Origin of the sequence: Actinomyces mediterranea (assembly GCF_900155595.1) — a bacterium.
Taxonomy (GTDB): Bacteria; Actinomycetota; Actinomycetes; order Actinomycetales; family Actinomycetaceae; genus Pauljensenia; species Pauljensenia mediterranea.
This window is the reverse complement of sequence record NZ_FTPB01000004.1, coordinates 1,289,948-1,309,738: the sequence shown is the minus strand read 5'-3', so window position 1 is coordinate 1,309,738 and position 19,791 is coordinate 1,289,948. Positions and strand designations below refer to the sequence as shown.

The 19,791-nt window shown below is 63.9% G+C and carries 18 protein-coding genes and 1 tRNA gene; 6 read left to right on the top strand and 13 right to left on the bottom strand.

Translation table 11 applies throughout. The annotated features are described in order from the left end of the window. The first annotated feature begins 269 nt into the window (after positions 1-269). Positions 270-479: a hypothetical protein gene (locus BQ7471_RS09800; RefSeq protein ID WP_076465883.1), complete on the top strand. Its 210-nt coding sequence runs from the start codon at positions 270-272 to the stop codon at positions 477-479. 37 nt (positions 480-516) lie between these two features. On the opposite strand, the gene BQ7471_RS09795 is transcribed toward BQ7471_RS09800, so the two are convergent. From BQ7471_RS09795 to BQ7471_RS09775, 5 genes are all read right to left on the bottom strand, one after another. Then, positions 517-1,287 carry an IspD/TarI family cytidylyltransferase gene (locus tag BQ7471_RS09795; protein ID WP_076465882.1) on the bottom strand — a complete coding sequence of 257 codons (771 nt, stop codon included), beginning with the start codon at positions 1,285-1,287 and terminating at the stop codon, positions 517-519. Between the two features lies 1 nt (position 1,288). Further along, positions 1,289-1,807, bottom strand: a complete 519-nt coding sequence (locus tag BQ7471_RS09790; protein ID WP_076465880.1) for a CarD family transcriptional regulator — start codon at positions 1,805-1,807, stop codon at positions 1,289-1,291. A 179-nt stretch (positions 1,808-1,986) separates the two neighbouring features. Continuing rightward, positions 1,987-2,433, bottom strand: coding sequence for a GNAT family N-acetyltransferase (locus BQ7471_RS09785; RefSeq protein WP_076465878.1), 447 nt, complete (start codon positions 2,431-2,433; stop codon positions 1,987-1,989). Between the two features lie 98 nt (positions 2,434-2,531). Then, the gene (locus tag BQ7471_RS09780) at positions 2,532-3,269 is read right to left on the bottom strand and encodes a phosphoglyceromutase (RefSeq protein WP_076465877.1); all 738 of its coding nucleotides are present in this window, start codon (positions 3,267-3,269) and stop codon (positions 2,532-2,534) included. 74 nt (positions 3,270-3,343) lie between these two features. Then, complete coding sequence (locus tag BQ7471_RS09775) at positions 3,344-3,664, bottom strand: histone-like nucleoid-structuring protein Lsr2 (protein ID WP_076465875.1); 321 nt, start codon at positions 3,662-3,664, stop codon at positions 3,344-3,346. A gap of 393 nt (positions 3,665-4,057) precedes the next feature. On the opposite strand from BQ7471_RS09775, the gene BQ7471_RS10900 reads away from it, so the two are divergent. Then, positions 4,058-4,480 carry an LLM class flavin-dependent oxidoreductase gene (locus BQ7471_RS10900; RefSeq protein ID WP_076465874.1) on the top strand — a complete coding sequence of 141 codons (423 nt, stop codon included), beginning with the start codon at positions 4,058-4,060 and terminating at the stop codon, positions 4,478-4,480. A gap of 519 nt (positions 4,481-4,999) precedes the next feature. Continuing rightward, the gene (locus BQ7471_RS09765; protein ID WP_076465872.1) at positions 5,000-5,449 is read left to right on the top strand and encodes a MarR family winged helix-turn-helix transcriptional regulator; all 450 of its coding nucleotides are present in this window, start codon (positions 5,000-5,002) and stop codon (positions 5,447-5,449) included. A 54-nt stretch (positions 5,450-5,503) separates the two neighbouring features. On the opposite strand, the gene hemH is transcribed toward BQ7471_RS09765, so the two are convergent. The 8 genes from hemH to BQ7471_RS09725 form a co-directional block, all read right to left on the bottom strand. Beyond that, positions 5,504-6,514 carry a ferrochelatase gene (hemH, locus tag BQ7471_RS09760; RefSeq protein ID WP_076466369.1) on the bottom strand — a complete coding sequence of 337 codons (1,011 nt, stop codon included), beginning with the start codon at positions 6,512-6,514 and terminating at the stop codon, positions 5,504-5,506. 188 nt (positions 6,515-6,702) lie between these two features. Further along, entirely contained in the window at positions 6,703-7,182 is a 480-nt protein-coding gene (locus BQ7471_RS09755) for a formate/nitrite transporter family protein (protein ID WP_268874475.1), read from the bottom strand. Between the two features lie 170 nt (positions 7,183-7,352). After that, a tRNA-Thr gene (locus tag BQ7471_RS09750) sits at positions 7,353-7,425 on the bottom strand. Between the two features lie 110 nt (positions 7,426-7,535). Beyond that, positions 7,536-9,173, bottom strand: coding sequence for an alpha/beta hydrolase (locus tag BQ7471_RS09745; RefSeq protein WP_076465869.1), 1,638 nt, complete (start codon positions 9,171-9,173; stop codon positions 7,536-7,538). Between the two features lie 50 nt (positions 9,174-9,223). After that, on the bottom strand, positions 9,224-10,426 hold the full coding sequence (locus BQ7471_RS09740) for a DNA polymerase III subunit delta' (RefSeq protein ID WP_076465868.1): 1,203 nt from the start codon (positions 10,424-10,426) through the stop codon (positions 9,224-9,226). Further along, positions 10,423-11,244 carry a dTMP kinase gene (gene tmk / locus BQ7471_RS09735; protein ID WP_235821293.1) on the bottom strand — a complete coding sequence of 274 codons (822 nt, stop codon included), beginning with the start codon at positions 11,242-11,244 and terminating at the stop codon, positions 10,423-10,425. Before tmk ends, BQ7471_RS09740 begins: the two co-directional genes overlap by 4 nt. Positions 11,245-11,321: 77 nt before the next feature. After that, positions 11,322-14,006, bottom strand: coding sequence for a type I DNA topoisomerase (topA, locus tag BQ7471_RS09730; RefSeq protein WP_076465866.1), 2,685 nt, complete (start codon positions 14,004-14,006; stop codon positions 11,322-11,324). Between the two features lie 491 nt (positions 14,007-14,497). After that, positions 14,498-16,111, bottom strand: coding sequence for a DUF7059 domain-containing protein (locus BQ7471_RS09725; RefSeq protein ID WP_076466365.1), 1,614 nt, complete (start codon positions 16,109-16,111; stop codon positions 14,498-14,500). A gap of 347 nt (positions 16,112-16,458) precedes the next feature. On the opposite strand from BQ7471_RS09725, the gene tdh reads away from it, so the two are divergent. Genes tdh through BQ7471_RS09710 form a run of 3 tightly spaced genes read left to right on the top strand, consistent with a single transcriptional unit; the run spans position 16,459 to position 19,717 of the window. Next, positions 16,459-17,523 carry an L-threonine 3-dehydrogenase gene (gene tdh / locus BQ7471_RS09720; RefSeq protein ID WP_235821292.1) on the top strand — a complete coding sequence of 355 codons (1,065 nt, stop codon included), beginning with the start codon at positions 16,459-16,461 and terminating at the stop codon, positions 17,521-17,523. Between the two features lie 31 nt (positions 17,524-17,554). Further along, the gene (locus BQ7471_RS09715) at positions 17,555-18,751 is read left to right on the top strand and encodes a glycine C-acetyltransferase (protein ID WP_076465862.1); all 1,197 of its coding nucleotides are present in this window, start codon (positions 17,555-17,557) and stop codon (positions 18,749-18,751) included. 6 nt (positions 18,752-18,757) lie between these two features. Further along, on the top strand, positions 18,758-19,717 hold the full coding sequence (locus BQ7471_RS09710; protein ID WP_076465861.1) for a DUF808 domain-containing protein: 960 nt from the start codon (positions 18,758-18,760) through the stop codon (positions 19,715-19,717). Positions 19,718-19,791: the final 74 nt, after the last annotated feature.

Genomic DNA, 19,791 nt, shown 5'->3' with positions numbered 1-19,791 from the left:
AGAACACTCGTCTGGACTACGCGCCACGAGCCCTTGCCTCACCGATCGTCGAATTCGACATAGTGAACACCGAGTCAGGCGATCACAGGGTCTCCCTCAAGTCAGCCGATCTCACACTGTCCGCATATGTGAAGGTTGAACTCGGCAACCGCTATGGCGAGAGTACCCGAAGTTGCTGAGCGAGACTCTCACCTCCGGGAAGAGCATTGAGACGACGCTGAGCGGGGGACGGCGCATCAGTATGAACGAGAGCTTCGAGTTTGCAAAGGATGCAAAGAGCTTCGCCGTGTCAGTTTCTTCCGCATTCGCGTTTCACTGCGTCCGTCCAATCCTTCGTCATCAAGGATTTCGCCCTCGCAGACGAGCACCACTCTCTCCTCGATCTTGCGACCGGCTCGATCACGCCGCGCCCGAGCGGCTCAAAGGATGAGGCTCCTACTCCGCCCTCGTTGGAGCGATCGGAGTTGCAGGCGCTGTAGCGGTCGTCCTCACCCGCAAGCGTCGACTCAACGACGCTTAAGCGCCCGCCCGTTCAGTATTGGCGATGAGATGCTCGGCCAGCCCCAAGTCGAGTGCGGTCGTGATCTTGAGGCACAGCGCGTCGCCGTCGACGACGACGACCTGTTCCCCAAGGTCCTCGACGAGTCCCGCGTCGTCGGTCGCTGCGGTTGATTCCGATGCGGAGCGGGCCTCGGCCGCCGCATGTGCCTTCTTGAGAATGGACCATGCGAATCCCTGAGGGGTCTGCACTGCGACCATGGTGAGCCTGTCGGGAGTCGCCAGGACGGGGCGCATGCGGATATCGGAGACCGTGAGGGGCTCCCCGACCTCTTTGAGGGTATCGGTGACGGGCAGGACGGGGATGACGGCGACGAGGCCGGATTCGACGGCGTTGACGACCCGGCGGATCACGCTGGTGGGCGTGAGGCAGCGTGCGGCATCGTGGACGAGGACGGGGGTCGTGGCATCGAGGCCCTCCCCCGTATCCGCTGCCAATGCGGGCAGTTGCGCCATTCCGAGGGCGACGGAGGCCTGGCGGGATGCAGATGAGCCCGCGACGACGCGGATGGGGACCCCGTTCAGCACTGCGCCGGGGAATAGCCGGGTGAAGTCGTAAAGATGGTCGGAGGGGGCGGTGATGATGATCCCGGCGATTCCCGCATCGACGAGGCCGCGCGCAGCACGCACAACCATCGGGACGCCCGCGACGCCGACGAGGGCCTTGGGGCCCGAGCATCCGAGCCTGGTGCCCGATCCTGCGGCTGTCAGTACGGCGAACGCCGCCATGTCACTCGTCGATTGCGTCGTCGTCGAAGGGCACGTACCCCTCTGCGAGGACCTCGTCAAGCCTGGCGGCCGCAGCCGCCTTGTCGATATTGCGCGCGAGAGCGAGTTCAGAGGTGAGGATCTGGCGGGCCTTCGTCAGCATCCGCTTCTCCCCGGTCGAGAGCTTCTTCTGATCGTCACGACGGGTGAGGTCGCGGACCACTTCTGAGACCTTGACGATGTCACCGGTCGAGAGTTTTTCCTGGTTCGCTTTGTAGCGGCGCGACCAGTTCGTCGGCTCTTCGATGTAGGGGGCGCGCAGGACGGATAGGACCTCTTCGAGGCCGTCCTCATCGACGACGTCGCGCACTCCGACGAGGTCGACGTTTCCCGCGGGGACCTGAATGGTAAGGTCGCCCTGATTGACTCGCAGGGTCAGATAGGTGACGTCTTCGCCCCGAACCGTGCGGGTGGAGATCTCTTCGATCGTGGCGGCACCGTGGTGAGGATAAACAACCGTCTGACCGATGGCGAAGGACATGAGCGGACTCCCTGAACTATGCGAATAGCAAATCTCATTCTACCATTCACGACCTATATGGCCCGCCCGGAGTCGAGAAACCTCTTCTCAGACGGCACCCGGCCGACGAGACCTCGCAGCGGATCGGAGCGGAACCTTCGCGCGCCCCAGAAAGGGGAAGGGGTGACTCGAGGATATCGTCAACGGGGCGGGCGCAGTCGCGCCGCCATGAAGCGCCCCGGGTCGGCGAGGGGAGCGAAACCGAATCCTTCGTAGAAACCATGGGCGTCGTTGGTCGCCAGGAGCACCAGGTTGAGTTCCATTCTCCTCAGTGTCTCGATGACCGCGGCGATGAGCCGCCTACCCGCACCGCATCCCCGCAGCGCTGGAAGGACGTAGACGTCGGCAAGCCAGGCGAAGTGGGCGTAATCGGTGACGACTCGGGCATACCCGCACAGGGCGCCGTCGCCGTCGCGCAGGCCGAAGTTCAACGAGTGGTCGCCAGCAGTCAGGGTCTGCTCGAGGCTCCTGCCCGCACCCCAATAGGTGTCACCCGTCAACCATCGGTGAACGGTTTCCATATCCGCCCGGCTCAAGTCGGTGACGACCGTCAACCCGATGAGCGTCTCGGGATTCTCAGCGATCATCCCGCGAGTATAGTACCGGTGCAGCACAACTGCGGTATGGGGGTGGCCCCGACCGATAGTCGGGGCCACCCCCATACCGCAGTTTCAGCGAGAATGGCTCACTTGCCCTGGTTCGCGACGGCGGCGATCTTCGCCTCAGCCTCGGGATCCAGATAGGTGCCGCCCTTCTTCACGGGCTTGAGAGTCTCCTCGTCGAGCTCGTAGACGAGCGGAATGCCGGTGGGGATGTTGACGCCCGCAATGTCATCATCGGAGATGTCATCGAGGTGCTTGACGATGGCGCGCAGCGAGTTGCCGTGCGCAGCGATCATAACGGTCTTGCCGGTTGTGATCGCCGGGACGATCGTGCCTTCCCAATAGGGGAGCATGCGTTCGAGGACGTCCTTAAGGCACTCGGTCGCCGGGATCGGCTCACCCGTGTAGCGGGGATCAGCGTCCTGGGAGAACTCCGAACCAGCCTCGATCACGGGCGGCGGCACGTCGTAGGAGCGGCGCCATTGCATGAACTGTTCTTCGCCGTACTCGTCGCGGATCTCCTTCTTATTCTTGCCCTGGAGGGCACCGTAGTGGCGCTCATTGAGGCGCCAGTTGCGCTCGACGGGGATCCAGTGGCGGTCAGCGGCGTCGAGGGCGAGATTCGCCGTCATGATGGCGCGACGCAGCATCGAGGTGAACAGCAGGTCCGGCAGAACGCCGGATTCCTTGAGGAGTTCGCCACCGTGGGTGGCTTCTGCACGGCCCTTGTCCGACAGGGGCACATCGACCCAACCTGTGAAGAGGTTCTTCGCGTTCCATTCGCTCTCGCCGTGGCGGAGCAGTACCAGCGTGTAAGTCATGGTGTCATTCTTTCATTCGACAGCGGTCTTGTCACCGGTGTTCTTACCTGCTCAACGGCGAGCAGGCACATGCATCAGGCCTTCGCAGCGAGGTACGACTCGAGGACGGGAGCGGGGATCCGACCACGATCGGAGATCTCAATGCCCTGTTCCTTCGCCCAGGCGCGCACAACCGCGGTCTTCGGCCCTGTCGAGGTCCGAGCAGAGCGCACACCTCGTCCTGAGATCTTGCGAGCAGCGGTGACCCACTTCGCGAAATCGGCTTCGAGTTCGTCAAGGTGATCCTGAGAAAGGTCGATTTCGTAGGAGGTGCCATTGAGTGCAAAATTCACGGTCTTCACCGCTTCGACAGAGTTGTCGATGTCATCAATGAGGACGACATGAGTCTTCTTCATGAAAATTCCTATTCTCGAGAGGGTGAATGCCGGGGCTCAACTCCCCGCTTTTCAATACTCAAGAATAAATTCATCATTCATGATGACGCAAGTAGAAATTCATTCTTTCCCTGTGCCGCAGCCCGTCCCTGACACTACGAGATGCACCTCGCAGTTCAGATATGGTTGAAAGTTGCACTACATCTTTCGGTGAACGATTCTTCTAAGGAACACCCATGCAGTTCGGAATCATGAGCGTCTCGGACCCCACCACCGATCCCACCACCGACCACATCCCACGACGCCCCTCGCGCGCATCGCTGCGGTCACCGAAAGGATCCAACTATCGACCGAGGGCTCTCATCACGACGAATGACCCCGTGAAGATCGCCGAGGATTACGCGATGCCACTATATGCCCGACGGACGGATCGACCTCACGATGGGCCACGGCAACACCGGCTCCGTCTACCCCTGGTTCGGCAAAGACATTCGAGATGGAATCGCACGTGCCATTGAGAACTATGCACTGTTGCGCGAACTGTGGGCGAATGAGAATGTCACGCGGTCGGGCAAGTTCCGCACTCTCCTTCGCGGATACATCTCCACACCGCGCCCTCTCGACTCCATCGCCCCATTCGTGTGGCACGGCTCCATCCGCTTCCCCGAAATCGCCGAACAGGCCGCCTATTGCGGCGACGGTTTCTTCCACAACAATATCTTCTGGCCGCCCGAGCACACCGCCCGAATGGTCGCCCTTTACCGCGAGCGATTCGAATACCACGACCACGGGGAGGCGAAGAAGACAATCGCGGGACTGGACCGGAGAGTTCTATGAGGAGGAACTCCCAGGACGCCATCCGCCATTCCGACGCGCTCCTCGCGGGCGGGCAGGATCGGAACGACGTCGCATGAGCAGCATCGTCATCATCCACGCGGGCATGTCGGAAGAATCATCGACCACGTCCTCACCGCTTTCGCCCCATCCCGTCTCGAATGCGCGCACGCCGATCCGGTGCCGACCGCGATCTACGCCGCCACGGAGGACTGGGGCGCGCACGCGGTCGACTCGGATGGGTCGGGCAGGACCTCCCCCGCCCCCCGTATCACCCCGGGGAGCCGCTGAGCTATTACGTCGCCTCGGGACGCGCACTGACGCATCCTGCACGCCCGCAAAGGTGGAAGGGGTCACAAAACATGGACATGAGGAGGGTTCAAGCGATAATTTCCTGAAAATCAATCCCATATCGGGGAGCAGTGGGATCCCCTTCGAGTCCCCCGTCCCCACCACCGTGAGCGAGGCAGACTCTTGGCCGGGCTTCACGGACTTCGACACGTTGCTGGGAGGCGCACGACGATGAGGCCGGAGGCTCGGGGCAAAGCCTGGGAGGCGTACTTCACGACGACCTCTCGCCTGTCGAACCGCATCGAAATCGGCCTCAAGTCCTCCTGCAAGCTCACGCTGCCCGAGTATAATGTCCTCCTCCAGATCTCCCGCGCCGGAGCCAATGGCATCCGCCCTTCCATCCTGGCCCACCAGGTGGTTTTCAGCCCCTCGCGCCTCACTCACACCATCAACCGGCTCGTCGACCGGGGACTCGTCATGAGAACCCCTTGTGCGGGAGATGGCCGCGGCGGGCTCGTCATTCTCACCGACGAGGGCGCCGCCCTGTTCTCACAGGCCGCCCTCGTTCAACGAGACATCATCAGGTCTCTCGTCCTCAACGACCTGACAGAGGATGAGATCACCGTCCTCGACCGCGTCTTCTCACGGATCGCAGAGCGCCTCAGCGATATCGAGAAGTAACCCGGTCGGTGCGGGCCCAATTAATTCCCGTCGCCTTGCTCCGTGCCATCGTAGTCAGGACGCCCAACCTCCGATGAGACTGCGCGCCTGTTGTACGAGCGCCTCCACCGTCGCCGGAGCATCATTGCCCCAGCGGATGTAGTGGAATTGCGAGCCCCCCGCCTTGAGGAATGTCTCGCGGTTGAGCTGGTCGATCTCCTCAAGGGTCTCGAGACAATCGGCGACGAATCCCGGACAGATGACGTCGACGCGATTGACCCCCTGCTTCCCCAGGTGTTCGACCGTGTCGATCGTCGCAGGGGCGAGCCACTCGGCGGGCCCGAATACGGATTGGAAGGTGACGCTCAACGCCCCTTCGGGGAGGTTGAGGCGATCGCTCACGGCGGCGGCGGTCGCTTCGCATTCACTCCGATAGGGGTCTCCCGCCTTGTGCATCGCCACGGGAATCGAATGGAAGGACGCGATAAGGCGGTCCCCGCCCTCGAAGTCCGGGCGACCATTAGTCGCCCAATGGTCTTCGACCGCCCGGGCGAGAGCCTCGATGTAGGAGGGTACGATGGGGAAGGACCGGGAGATCCGGATCTCCATATGGTCGCGCCGCGACGCCATCCACGAGATGAGTGCGTCATTGACGGAAGCAACCGTCGTCCCCGAGTACTGCGGGTAGGCCGCGAGCACAGCTACTTTGCGGTATCCGTCGGCGTAGAGCTCGTCAAGCACATCCGCCAGGGCGGGGCTGCCGTAGCGCATCGCCGCGCGAACTGTGGCGACTCCGCTGAGCTCCTCCCCTACGAGCCTGGCCTGCTCGAGGGTGTAATGAAGCAGCGGCGACCCCTCATCCATCCAAATGGTCCTGTATTTCTCCGCGGTTCGCGCGGGGCGGACGCGCAAGATGATGCCTTCGAGAATGGGCCGCCACATGAGCGGGTTCATCTCGATGATGCGCCGATCGGAGAGGAATTGACGCAGGTAGGTGCGCACATCCGCCGTTGTCGGCGTCTTCGGGGTTCCCAGATTGACGAGGACGACTGCGGGCGCCGCCCGGTGTCCGAGTTCGTTGCGCATATCGATGAGGTTCACCGTTGTCAGTCCACCTTCGGTCTGCTCGCAGGGCATATCTGCGTGATCCCGCACCCGTTGTCGAGGCGATCTGACACGACCACGCATTTCGTCATGAAGGCGAGCATAGAGGACTTTCGACCCAGTCTTTGCGACGGCGTGTCGCAAAGACCATGCGTCTCGCCGCCCTGCGGTCAATGATCGGCAGCCTCTTGGTGCGCGATGAATAGATAGACCGCCCCGACGAAGAGGGCACCGCCCACGAGATTCCCCAAACCTACGAACACCAGATTATGAACGATCCCCGCAGCCTGAACGCCCGGAGCATTGAAGAATAGCCCCGGGCTCAGCGTCGTCATATTCGCCACGACGTGCTCGAAGTCCGAGGTCACGAAGGCGAACATGCACCACGCCATGAGAACCATCTTCGCCACATCATTGGCAATTTTCGACTGCGCCCAGATCGCGAGGCAGAGGGACGCCCGCCCCCAGGTGATGCGGCGCAGAGCGGCGGCCTGGGGAAGCGCCATCATCGCCGAAGTCGCGAGTTCTCCGCCTGCGAAGACAACGAGAATGAGACCGAGGCCGAAAACGAGGCCCGAGATGAGGGAGGATACGGGATGACTCGCCACGTAGAAGGGTCCCGCGGCGGTGAACATGAAGACATCCGCGATGCCGCCGTCAACCCGCTAAAACGCACACAGTTTCCCCGAAAAACTCCCCACGCACGTGAACAAGCATCACATATTCGCAGGTCACAGGGTTGAAAACTGTTTGACTTAACTTTGGTTTCCAGAAACTGTGTGCGTTTATGCGGGGAGGAACTGGATTGGACTTCACACGGAGCCACCTGTGGGAATCGAACCCACGACCTATTCATTACGAGTGAATCGCTCTGCCGACTGAGCTAAGGTGGCGCGCCGCAACACCCGCGGGTATCAAGGCAACGGTGACACTGTAATGTGAGGGGCTCGGTTGGGGCAAATGCCCGGCACGTCCTCGTCAATGGATCGCCTCACACCGGTCCCTACTGTCCGCACATCAACCCCTGTTCGGGGACGCTGCCATCAACGAGATAGGTTTCGACGGCTCCGCGCACGCAAGGATTCGCCACCTTCGAATACGCGGTGTGATCCCACCCCTCGTTTGTCACGAGGACACCGGAGGACAATTGAGCAGCGAGATTCACCGCCATGACATAGGGCGTTGCCGGGTCATGCGTCGTCCCGATGACGACGATCGGAGCGGCGCCGGAGGCGCTGATCGGGCGCCGGGGCGCGTGGGATGTCGGCCACCGACCCAGGCCCGCCGAGGTGTATCCCGCGAATCCGCCGAAAACAGTGAGTTCCTTTTTCAGGGCGTCGGCGTTCTTCGTCCACTCATCAATGGTGCCCACAGGCCCGTAATCGAGATTGTTGATCGCAATGAGGGCATCCGTTGACGACGAATACGTCCCGTCATCATTACGGTCGTTGACATAGTCGGCGATCATCAGCAGTTGCGACCCGTCCCCGTGGGTGACTGCCTGCGCGAGGGCCTGCTTGAGGAGCGGGTAGCTCTGCTCGGAGTACAGCATCCCGGTCATTGCCGTTAACGCGAGGTTCTGCGTGAGAGGACGCTGCGGGTCCGATGTATCCAAGGGGACGCCGGTCAGCGAGGAGAGGAAGTCTGATACCTGAGCGACGCCGTCGGCGTGCGTCCCCGACAGGGGACAGTCGGCCTCGTTCAGGCACACGTCGACCCAGTGGCCCATTGCTTCCTCGAATCCCCTCATCTGCAGGTCCGACACGTCGTTCACGTTCATCGCCGGGTCGATCGCCCCGTCGAGGACGAAGCGTCCGACCCTGTCGGGGAATAGCTCCGCGTATGTGGCGCCGAGGAATGTCCCATAGGAGAAGCCGAGGTAGTGGAGCTCACCCTGGCTGAGAACGGCGCGCACCATATCGAAGTCCGTCGCCGCTGAAACGGTATCGATGTGTTCGAAGAGGCTCCCGCTCAAGCGCCTGCACCCCTCGGCGATAGCGCCGGCCCTCTCATCGGCGGCATCAACGATCTGCTGGGGAGTCATCGACTCCGCGTTCGCCGCCGCGCCTTCGATGGGGCTCCCATGAGCGCTATAGGAGTCCTTCTGCTCGTCCGTCATACAGGTGACGGGTGTGGATCCGCCGACTCCCCTGGGGTCGAGAGCGACGATGTCGTAGTGATCGACGAGGGCGTCCCCGAGATTCTCCTCGATCTGGTAGGAGAGGGAGCGCACAGCCTGCGCCCCGGGGCCGCCGAGGTTGTAGAACAGCATCGGCGCTCCAGCGGCGCCTGAGCGGTGCACCGCGAGCGACAGGGTGATCTGTTCCCCCCCGGGTTCGTCCCAGTCCAGGGGGGCTTTAAGGGTCGCGCACTGGTATTCGGACATATTCGGGTTCACACGAACACCGGAGAGGGTGATCCTCTCCCTGTCGCACGCGCTCCATTCGATCTGTTGGGAGTAGAACGATTCCCTCGTCGTCGCGTTGATATCGGGGGCGGATTGGGCGAGCGTCGCCGACCGGTGCAATGACGGCAACAGCACCGGCAGCACCACCATTCGCGCCATGATGACGACGATGGCGACCAAGACGATGAGGACGGCGACGATGAGAAACGGTGAGCGGCCGGAGCGTCGGATCATGCCCCCAAGGGTAGAAGACAACGTCCTCTCGGGCACGGGGACGCGACGGGTCAGGAGTCGAGCCTGAGCGCGACGATCATCGCTTCGAGGACGAGGGTCGCCTGCCCGTTGTGCTGAAGACGCCTGCGAGCGTCTTCAATGGCGCTCACCCGCGTCATCGTCTGCGCGGCGGTGGAGCGCTGGGCGACATCGTCAACGAGGTCGTGCAGGTCCTCGTTGATGAGTTCCTGGCCCGCGCCTAATTGCACCATGAGGATGTCGCGATAGATCGCGAGCAGATCGATGAGCGCCCGATCGAGTTCATCTTTGAGCGCCCGCTTCGCCCTCCGCTTCTGGTTCTCTTGGAGTTCGCGGACCATGGTGCGCGACTGCTTGGTCGGCGAATCCGACTCGGATAAGCCGAGTTGACGGAGCAGCTCCGCCTTCTCCTGGGCGTTGATCTGTTCCACCCGGGCATCGGCCTGAGCCTTCGCCGTTGCAAGGAGTTCTTCTGCGGCGGACACCGCTTGGGCGACGGAGTGGACCCGGATCGGAGCGGCGATGATATCGCGGCGGCGCCGACGCATCTGCGGATCCTTGGCAAGAGCCCGCGCAAAACCGATATGCGATTGGGCCGCACGGGCAGCGGCGAGGGCGGTCGCGGGGTCGGCGATGCCCTGGGAGACGAGGAGGTCGGCGACCGCCTGCGCGGGCGGAATGGTGAGTCCGATATGCCGACAGCGGGAGCGGATGGTCGGGATCATGTCATCGACGCTGGGCGCGCACAGCAGCCAGATGGTCCTCTCCGGGGGCTCTTCGATGGCTTTGAGGAGGGCATTGGCTGCCTGTGCGGTGAGGCGGTCAGCGTCCTCGACGATCATGACGCGCCATCGCCCCTGTGAGGGGAAACTCTGGGCGTCCAATACGAGGGGGCGCGCCACTTTGACGCTGATGACGCTCTCCTGGGTGGAGATGAAATGAACGTCGCCATTCGATTTGTTCATCGTGGTCTTGCAGCCGGGGCATTCGCCGCATCCGGGCTCACCGCCCGTGCATTGCAGCGCCGCCGCGAATGATTGAGCGGCGACGGAACGGCCGGATCCGGGGGGACCGGTGATGAGCCATGCGTGACTCATCGCCCGTTGGGAGTCCATCCACTTGCCGTCCTCGGCATCAACGATCGCCCTTGCGGCGACAGCCGCCCGGGTGAGTGTCGCGACGCAGCGATCTTGGCCGACGAGTCCGCTGAAGACGGGCGGGACCGTCGCGGTCACAATAATGCGCCCTGTTCGTCGATGGCCCACAGCGTCGCCTGTCCTTCGGCGAGGGCGTGGAGCATTGGCTTCTTCCTGCCGGAGCGAACGCGCGGAGCAGTGGGCGTGTCATTGACAACCGCCTCGACCTCGGCATTGTCATTCGACGATTCGGCCCCCTGCGCAGCATTCGGGGTTCTATCGGCGAAGCATTCCTCGAGGACTCCGCGGATTTCGGAGAAGACCTCATCTTGGGTGCCGACCCCGTCGATGACGATGATCCTCTCGGGTTCGGCGTCCGCCAGCCGCAGGTACTCGTGGCGGACGCGCTCATGAAAGTCCATGGATTCGCGTTCCATCCGGTCGGGGCGGTCCGTTCTGCGCCGCGCCCCCACCTCTGGAGGCAGGTCGAGTAAGAATGTCAGCGTCGGAGCCAGTTCCCGAGTCGCCCAGGCGGATAGTGCGCGGATCTCGTCGACGCCGAGGGAGCGGGCGGCGCCCTGATAGGCGAGAGACGAATCGATGTAGCGGTCGGCGAGGACGACGAACCCTTCCTCGAGGGCGGGTCGGACGACGGTCGCCACGTGGTAGGCGCGGTCGGCCGCGTAGAGGAGAGCCTCGGTTCTCGGGTCGATGTCTTCGGGGCCGTTTTGAACCATACGCCTGATATCGCGCCCCAGTTCCGTTCCCCCGGGTTCATGCGTCACGAGTACCCTATGCCCGCGTTCTTCGAACCAGGTTCGCACCCGCTGAATCTGAGTCGACTTGCCCGAGCCGTCGCCGCCCTCGAATGTGATGAACAGAGCGCCGTTCATCGGATTCACCCCCGCTTGGTCCATAGGCACATCCTCGCACGGCTCACGGGCATTTTGCGCCGATGCCGCCTGTGCCGCGCCTCATGCGTGTAGAGCGACGCCTACTTCGACGTCTTCCTCACCCGGCTCGTCGTCTTCTTCGCGGTCGTCCGCCGCGTCTTCTTCGGCGCCGGCCCCTTGGCCCGCTTGTCGGCGAGCAACTCGAAAGCCCGCTCCTGGGTGAGGTCCTCCACCGTTTCCGCGCGGGGGACCGTCACATTCGTCTCCCCGTCGGTGATATAAGGGCCGAATCGGCCGTCCTTGACGGTCACCTTCTTCCCCGAGACCGGATCCTCGCCGAATTCTCTGAGCGGCGGCTTGGCAGCTCCGCGCCCCCGGGTCTTCGGCTGGGCGTAGATCGCGAGCGCCTCTTCCAGGGTGATCGTGAAGAGCTGGTCCTCGCTGGCGAGGGTCCTCGAATCCGACCCCTTCTTCAAGTAGGGGCCGTAGCGGCCGTTCTGCGCGGTGATGATCGTGCCGTCGGCGGGATCCGCGCCGACTTCGCGGGGAAGGGACAGCAGCTTCAGGGCTTGATCGAGATCGACTGTCGCCAGGTCCATCGATGCAAAGAGCGAGGCGGTCCGCGGCTTCGACTTCGCAGCCTTGCGTCCCTTAGGAGTCTCCTGCTCGGATTCGGGGAGCACCTCGGTGACGTAGGGGCCGAATCGGCCGGACTTCGCAATGATCGTGTGGCCGGTGCCGGGATCAACACCGAGTTCGCGCCCGTCAGCGGCGGCGAGGGCGAAGAGTTCTGCGATCTTGTCGGGGGTCGCCTCGTCGGGGGCGACCTCGTCGGGCAGATTCGCCCTCGTGCCGTCCGCCTTCTCCAAGTAGGGGCCGTAACGGCCGACGCGCACGACCACACCGTCGGCGACCTCCATCGAGTTGACCGCCCTCGCGTCAATGTCATCTCCGAGGGACTCGACCTGGAACTTCAATCCGTCTGCGTCTCCGCCGCCGTCCGCGCCCAGGTAGAACAGGGAGAGAAAATCCGTTCCCGACTCTTCGCCAGCGGCGATGCGGTCGAGGTCGGCCTCCATGGAGGCAGTGAAGTCATAGTCGACGAGATTGGCGAGGTTCTCTTCGAGCAGGCGCGTCACTGAGAACGCCAGCCATGTCGGCACGAGGTACTGGCCGCGGTGCGTGATGTAGCCGCGGTCCCCGATGGTTTGAATCGTCGACGCGTAGGTGGAGGGGCGCCCGATGCCGCGCTCTTCCATGGTTTTCACCAGGGTTGCTTCCGTGTAGCGGCCGGGCGGCTGCGTCTCGTGCCCCTCAGGCTGGGCGGAGGCGATATCCGCTGCGTCGCCCTCGGCGACATTGGGCAGGACCTTCTCCGCGTCCGCCTTCTCAGCGTCATAGCGGCCCTTGTCGCGGCCCTCCTCGTAGGCGAGGCGGAATCCAGGGGATGTGATGACGGTGCCGGATGCGGAGGAGACGACGTCGTGGCGCCCCTGGGCGGTGGACACTCCGGTGAGGACCCGGATCGTCGCGGTGAAGCCGACGGCGTCAGCCATCTGCGAGGCGATCGTCCTCTTCCAGATGAGGTCGTAGAGGGCGAGCTGTTGGCGCGACAGATGCGCGGCCACCTGGTCGGGGGTGCGGAAGTGGTCGCCTGCGGGGCGGATCGCCTCATGCGCCTCCTGCGCGCCCTTGGCGACCTTGCCGTAGACGCGCGGAGAATCGGGGACTGCGTCGGCGCCGTAGAGTTCGGTGGCCTGGCGGCGCGCGGCGTTGATCGCCTGGCCCGACAGGGCGGTCGAGTCGGTGCGCATGTAGGTGATGTAGCCGGACTCGTAGAGGGACTGCGCCGTGCGCATTGTCGACGAGGCATTCCAGTGGAGTTTGCGCGATGCCTCCTGCTGGAGGGTGGAGGTCGTGAAGGGCGCGGCAGGACGGCGGCGGTAGGGCTTGTGCGCGACCTCGTTGATGATCGACGAGGTCGAGGCTCCGAGCGCGTCGGCGAGTTCGCGCGCACGATCCGCGCTCAGATGGACGGCGCCCGCCTTCTGAGCCTTCGCGGAGAGGACTCCCCTTTCAGAGAAGTCCGAACCCGTGGCGACCGCGCGGCCGTCGATATGGGTGACGCGGGCGTCAAAGGCCTCCCCCGCGGCTTCGACGCGGGTCTGGATCGACCAGTATTCAGCTTTGATGTGCGCCATACGGTCGCGCTCACGATCGACGACGAGACGCGTGGCGACGGACTGGACGCGCCCGGCAGACAGGGAGGGGCGGATCTTGCGCCACAGCAGTGGCGACACCTCGTAGCCGTAGAGGCGGTCGAGGATGCGCCGAGTCTCCTGCGCGTCGACGAGGGCGGTGTCGAGTTCGCGCGTCGTCTCCAGTGCCCGAGTGATCGCCTCTTTCGTGATCTCGTGGAACACCATGCGGCGCACGGGCACCTTCGGCTTGAGGACTTGAAGGAGGTGCCAGGCGATGGCCTCGCCCTCGCGGTCCTCATCGGTTGCGAGGAAGAGTTCGTCGGCCTCTTTGAGGGCCCGCTTGAGTTCGGTGACCTTCTTCTTCTTGTCCGGGTTCACCGCATAGTAGGGGGTGAACCCGTGGTCGATGTCAACGGCGAAACGCCCGTAGGGGCCCTTCTTCATGTCGGCGGGAAGCTCTTTGGGCTGAGGGAGGTCGCGAATATGCCCGATAGACGCGGTGACATGGTAATCGGGGCCCAGGTACCCCTCGATGGTCGCTGCCTTCGCGGGGGACTCCACGATGACCAGCTTCGACGCTCCCATGTTCTCCTGAGCCTCCGTTTCCTATGCGGCGCTTCGCCGACTGCACCAGTGGACATGACCTTACAACTAACGACAGGCATGTTCAGACAATGTCTACCCTTCGATGCCGTATCGTCGCATTCCCCACCCTTTTCAACGGGCATGCAGACCCCTGTTCGGATATTCCGGCTTCTCCCCGGTGTTCCGCTCGATGATGCGTATGCTCCCCGATTTCCGGCTGCGTCGGGAACGGGCCCTCCGCTGCGGGCGTTGCACACATAGGCACTGTCTGAAGGGGCTACAGCGGTCGCGGATAGCTGGATCCAGTTCGACCACGATGGAGCAGAAGCCCTTACGAGCACCGAAGACAAAGGATAACGAACCGGCAATCCTCACATCGTGATGAAGTTCGTCTTTCGTTCAGATCAATAAGCGCTCGCGTCCTTGACGCCGTGACCATGTGCCTCAAGCGGTTGCCGATCCGATTCAGCCCGATGTGTTCCTCGAACGGATCACGAAGCCGCTTCACCCGCTGCAATGGACATCATTCCTGCGCGGAGCAGCTCGCGCAGCGCGGGTCCCACTTCCTCTTTCACTTCATCCACCCGCCGGTCGGTGAGCATCGCGACCGCTGACACGATCTGACCAACAGTCAACTCCCCATCCGATGCGCCGACTACAGCGGCGGTCGCACTGGACACTACGATGGACTTTCCCAGACCCGCGCCCTGATGGAGGATGAGAACAGTCGGATCCGCGCTTCCCGGCACATAATGGCGCTCTTCTATGACGTCATCTGCCCTGATCAGCCGCGAGTCCCATAGGTCGTTCGGGAGTCTCAACGCAGCCAGAGCCCGTTCGACGTCCAACCCGCGCGGGGCGATGCCCGTGATCGCGTAGTCGTAGACGCGCACACCGTTGTCCTCGCCGGTCGCGCCCTCGGCGACCGCAGGGGTGCGCATGGTGATGAGGCCCATGCCGATCGCTCCGACCCCGGCGGCACGGAAATCGGCGAGCCAGGTGCGGTAGGTGCGCTCATAGGCGTCCCTGCCGACGAGGCCGACGCCGGAGTCCCGCGTCCACATCTCGACATAACGCGCCGGGTCGAGGACATCGCGCTGGACGACCCACGCATCGACGGGAAGCCCGTCGAACCATTCGTCGATGCGCTGCGACCATTCGAAATCGGGGTCAACGCCCTCGGGAATCTCCCAATTCGCGAGCATTTGGAGACATCCTCCCGGTGCGAGCATGGCGGGTGCTGTTCGAATGATGATCTCGACAAGGCGGTCCCTGTTCATCCCCGCATCGCGGTATTCGAGCATGCCCGTGCCGCGGGAGGATCGCACCGAGTCGGGAGTGATGACGAAGGGCGGATTCGACACGATGAGGTCGAAGTTCTCTCCTTCGACGGGCTCGAACAGCGACCCCTGGCGCACGTCGAGGCTCACCGAGTTGAGAGCCGCATTGAATATGGTGAATGCGCAGGCTCGGGCGGACAGATCGGTGGCGACGACGTGGTCTGCGTGGGTGGCCAGGGCGAGGGATTGGATACCGCATCCGCACCCGAGGTCGAGGGCGCGGGCGACGCGGCGTCTCATCGTCGCCCTCAGCAACGAGGCCGATGCCCCGCCGACGCCCATGACGTGGTCGGATGCGAGTGGGCGTCCGGTGATGGCTTCCCCCTGGTCGCTGGCGATCCACCAGGTGGTGTCTGCGTCCTCGTCCCCGACGGCGGCTGCGTGGGGGCGCAGGTCGACAAGCGCCCTCATGCGCGACGGAGCATCGCCCTCGTCGGATGAGGCCTCTTCGCCGTCGAGCGGCTGGGCGAGGCCGAGCGCCACGAGTCCCGCGCTGGTAAGTGTGGCGAGCGCGGCGTCGAGGCGGGGGGCCTCCTCGACGGAGCCGAGTATGAAGAAGCGAGTGAGGGTCGCCGCCGGGTCGTCAGAGCCTTCGAGTTCGACGAGGGCGGGGATGCGCTGCTCTCTGGAGAGCGCGGCCGCCGCATCGGCGCTGAGCAGCTCGCCGAGGCGGGCCGCCGTCCAATCGGCTGTTACGAGATCCGAACGCAGGCGCTCGATGAGGTCGGCGTCAAGGGCGGGCACGGGGCCCCCAGATGTACTCATGAGTCCCCAGCATATTGCGTGCCGATGGGTGCTTCCCAGGTGCACAGGCACCGGGAGACCAACAGTCGAGCGATTCATCATCGCATCCTGCCCCATTACCTCCTGGAGTGGATGTAATCTCTGCCATATCTCATCAACATCATCATTGGAGATGATCCCCTAATGCCGCGCTATGCCTCGCTGCGTTCCGTCGTTCCTTCACAACGACTATCCCATTTCATCCGACTCGTCCTCGTCGTCATCATGTGTACCGGTGGAGCCGCCGCCCTCAGCGCGTGCGTGAGATGCCCGCTCAGTGGCGCACAATAGAGTGACGGCTTCTCCCCCGTCTTCTTACGATCGAAGGAATGGATATGCGTGCGCTGCGCAAGACGAGTGAGGCTCCCGGCCTCGAATTGTGCGATATCCCCGAGCCCACTCCCGGTTTCGGCGAGGTGAAGATCCGCGTCCAGCGGGCAGGCCTGTGCGGCACGGACGTCCACCTGTATACGTGGGACGGCGGAGCGCCCGGCTCCCTCACGCCCCCGCAGACCCTCGGACACGAGTTCTGCGGCGAGATCACCGACATCGGCCCCGGCGTCGTACAGGGGCGGGGGCGCGACGAGCTCCACGTCGGCCAGCGGGTATCCGTCGAAGGGCATATCGTGTGTGGGCGCTGCCGCAACTGCCGTGCGGGGCGTCGTCACATGTGTATCCGCACCATCGGTATCGGCGTCAACCGAGACGGTGGATTCGCCGACTACGTCGTCGTTCCCGCGGGCAATGTCTGGGTGCAGCCCGAGTCCATCGACCCGGAGCTCGGCGCCCTCTTCGATCCCCTCGGCAATGCCGTCCACTCCTGCCAGCAGGTTGAGATGACCGGGCAGGACGTCCTCGTCACCGGAGCGGGACCGATCGGCATCATGTGCGTCGCCCTCGCCAAGCACGCTGGAGCTCGCCACGTCGTTGTCACCGATCTGCAGGCTGATCGCCTCGCCCTCGCTGAGAAGGCGGGTGCCGATGTCGCCCTCGACATCCGCGAGCAGACTCTGCCCGATGTCATGGCCGGGCTCAATATCCGCGAGGGCTTCGATGCGGGCCTTGAGATGTCGGGAGCGCCCGGCGGATTGTCAACCCTCATTGAGCACTGCACGCACGGCGCCACGATCGCCCTCCTCGGGCTGCCCAAGGGCTCCTTCTCCGTCGACTGGAACAAGGTCATCACGCGGATGCTCACCATTAAGGGCGTCTACGGACGTGAAATGTTCGACACCTGGTACCTCGCGACCTACATGATGGAAACCTCTCAAGAACTGCGCGATGCGGTGCGCTCCATCATCACTCACCGCTTCACCCCCGATGACTGGCAAGCAGCTTTCGACACCGCTGCCTCGGGCACCGTCGGAAAGGTCATCATCGACTGGGAGGCGTGACTCCCATTCCCCTCATTTATAAGGAACACTCATGAACACTTTGACACCGAAGCTTGAGGCCGCGCTCGCTGATATCCGCGAGGCGGGCCTGTACAAGAACGAACGCGAGATCCTGGGCAGGCAGGGCCCGACCGTCACCACCCGCAGCGGCGATGCCCTCAACTTCTGCGCGAACAACTACCTCGGCCTCGCCGGCGACCCGCGCCCCGCCGAGGCCGCGAAGGAGGCCCTTGAGCGTTGGGGCTTCGGCATGAGTTCCGTGCGCTTCATCTGCGGCACCCAGGACCAGCACCGGGCCCTGGAGCGCGAGATCGCCGACTTCCTCGGAATGGATGACGCAATCCTGTTCTCCAGCTGCTTCGACGCCAACGGCGGCATCTTCGAAGCCCTGTTCACCGCGGACGACGCGATCGTCTCCGACGAGCTCAATCACGCCTCCCTCATCGACGGCATCCGCCTGTGCAAGGCGAAGCGATTCCGCTACCGCAATGCCGACATGGGCGACCTGCGCTCCCAACTCGAAGCGGCCCGGGCTGCCGGTGCCGAGCAGATCGTCATCGTCACGGACGGGGTCTTCTCGATGGACGGCTCCTACGCGCCGCTGCCCGGGATCTGCGACCTGGCGGAGGAGTTCCGCGCCCTCGTGATGGTCGACGATTCGCACGCAACCGGGTTCGTCGGGGCGGGCGGGCGGGGAACGCCGGAGCTCTTCAACGTCCGCGACCGGGTCGACATCCTCACGGGGACGCTCGGCAAGGCTCTGGGCGGCGCATCCGGCGGCTACGTCGCCGCAGGTCAGGCGGTCGTCGACATGCTCCGACAGAAGGCGCGCCCCTACCTCTTTTCCAACACTCTCGCGCCCGCGATCGTCGCCGGTTCGCGCGAAGCGCTGCGCGTCGCTGCGGGTGCGGACAACGCGAGGGCGCATCTGGCGGACTTGTCAGCCCTGTTCCGCTCCCTCATGTCCGAAGCGGGGTTTGAGATCCTCCCGGGCACCCACCCGATCCATGCGGTGATGTTCCCCGGTGAGGACGGGGCGCGCCTGGCGGGCGCCATCGCGGAGCGAATGCTCGAACTCGGCGTCTACGTCACGGCCTTCTCCTTCCCGGTGGTCCCCCGTTCAAAGGCACGCATCCGCGTTCAACTCTCCGCCGCCCACAGCGAAGAGGATGTGCGCGCCTGCGTTGATGCGTTTATCCGGGCGCGCGCCGACGTCGACGGGCGCTGACATCCCATGGCAGGCGGACTCATCGCCCTCCTCGATGACATTGCGACCCTTGCGAAGACAACTGCGGCCTCCTTCGACGACATCGCTGCGGGCGCCGCGAAGGCCTCTTCCAAGGCGGTGGGAGTCGTCATCGACGACACCGCCGTCACTCCGCAGTACGTGGCGGGCCTCGACCCGAGCCGGGAACTGCCGATCATCAAGAGGATTGCGCGCGGCTCCCTCATCAATAAGCTTGCGATCATTCTGCCGGCGGCGCTGATCCTCACCTGGCTCGCGCCGTGGATGCTGCCGATCCTCCTCATTGTCGGAGGCTCGTTCCTATGCGTCGAGGGGGCGGAGAAGGTGCTCGCGAAACTGCGCCTCCTCCCCGATCACGAGGGGGACGAGGACGAGCCCAGGGCGGCGTCCGCTGAGGAACTCGAACGCGGGATCGTCTCATCCGCCACGCGCACCGACCTCATCCTTTCCGCTGAGATCATGTTGATCTCGCTAGCGAATGTCAGCGCCGAGTCGAATCTCATCCGAGTCGGCATCATGATCTTCGTCGCCTTCTTCATGACCTTCTTCGTGTACGGCCTGGTCGCCGTCCTCGTCAAGATGGATGATGTCGGCCTGCGCATGGCGGAGGGCAACGGCTGGGTCGCCGCCCTCGGTCGGCGCATCGTCGCCGCCATGCCGAAGGTCTTCACAGTGATCGGCATCGTCGGCACGATCGCGATGGAGTGGGTAGGCGGACATATCGTCATCGTCTCGTTGGACGACCTCGGCGCCTCGTGGCTGCACCACCTCATCGGCGGCGCCGTCGAATGGGTGGCGCACCTGGGGGGCGCCGCGATGTGGACGATGGAGACGGCTCTGTCGGGGCTATTCGGCCTCGTGTGGGGGAGCGTCCTCGCATACGCATGGCTCGCACTCTCGCACCTGATGCCGAAGAAGGCGACGGCGGTCGAGGGCGCAGCGCACTGACACACGCACGGGAACGCCTGCTGAAATTGTCTGTCCAGCAGGCGCTCAACGGGCTCTGCCCTCGTGCGAGCAGG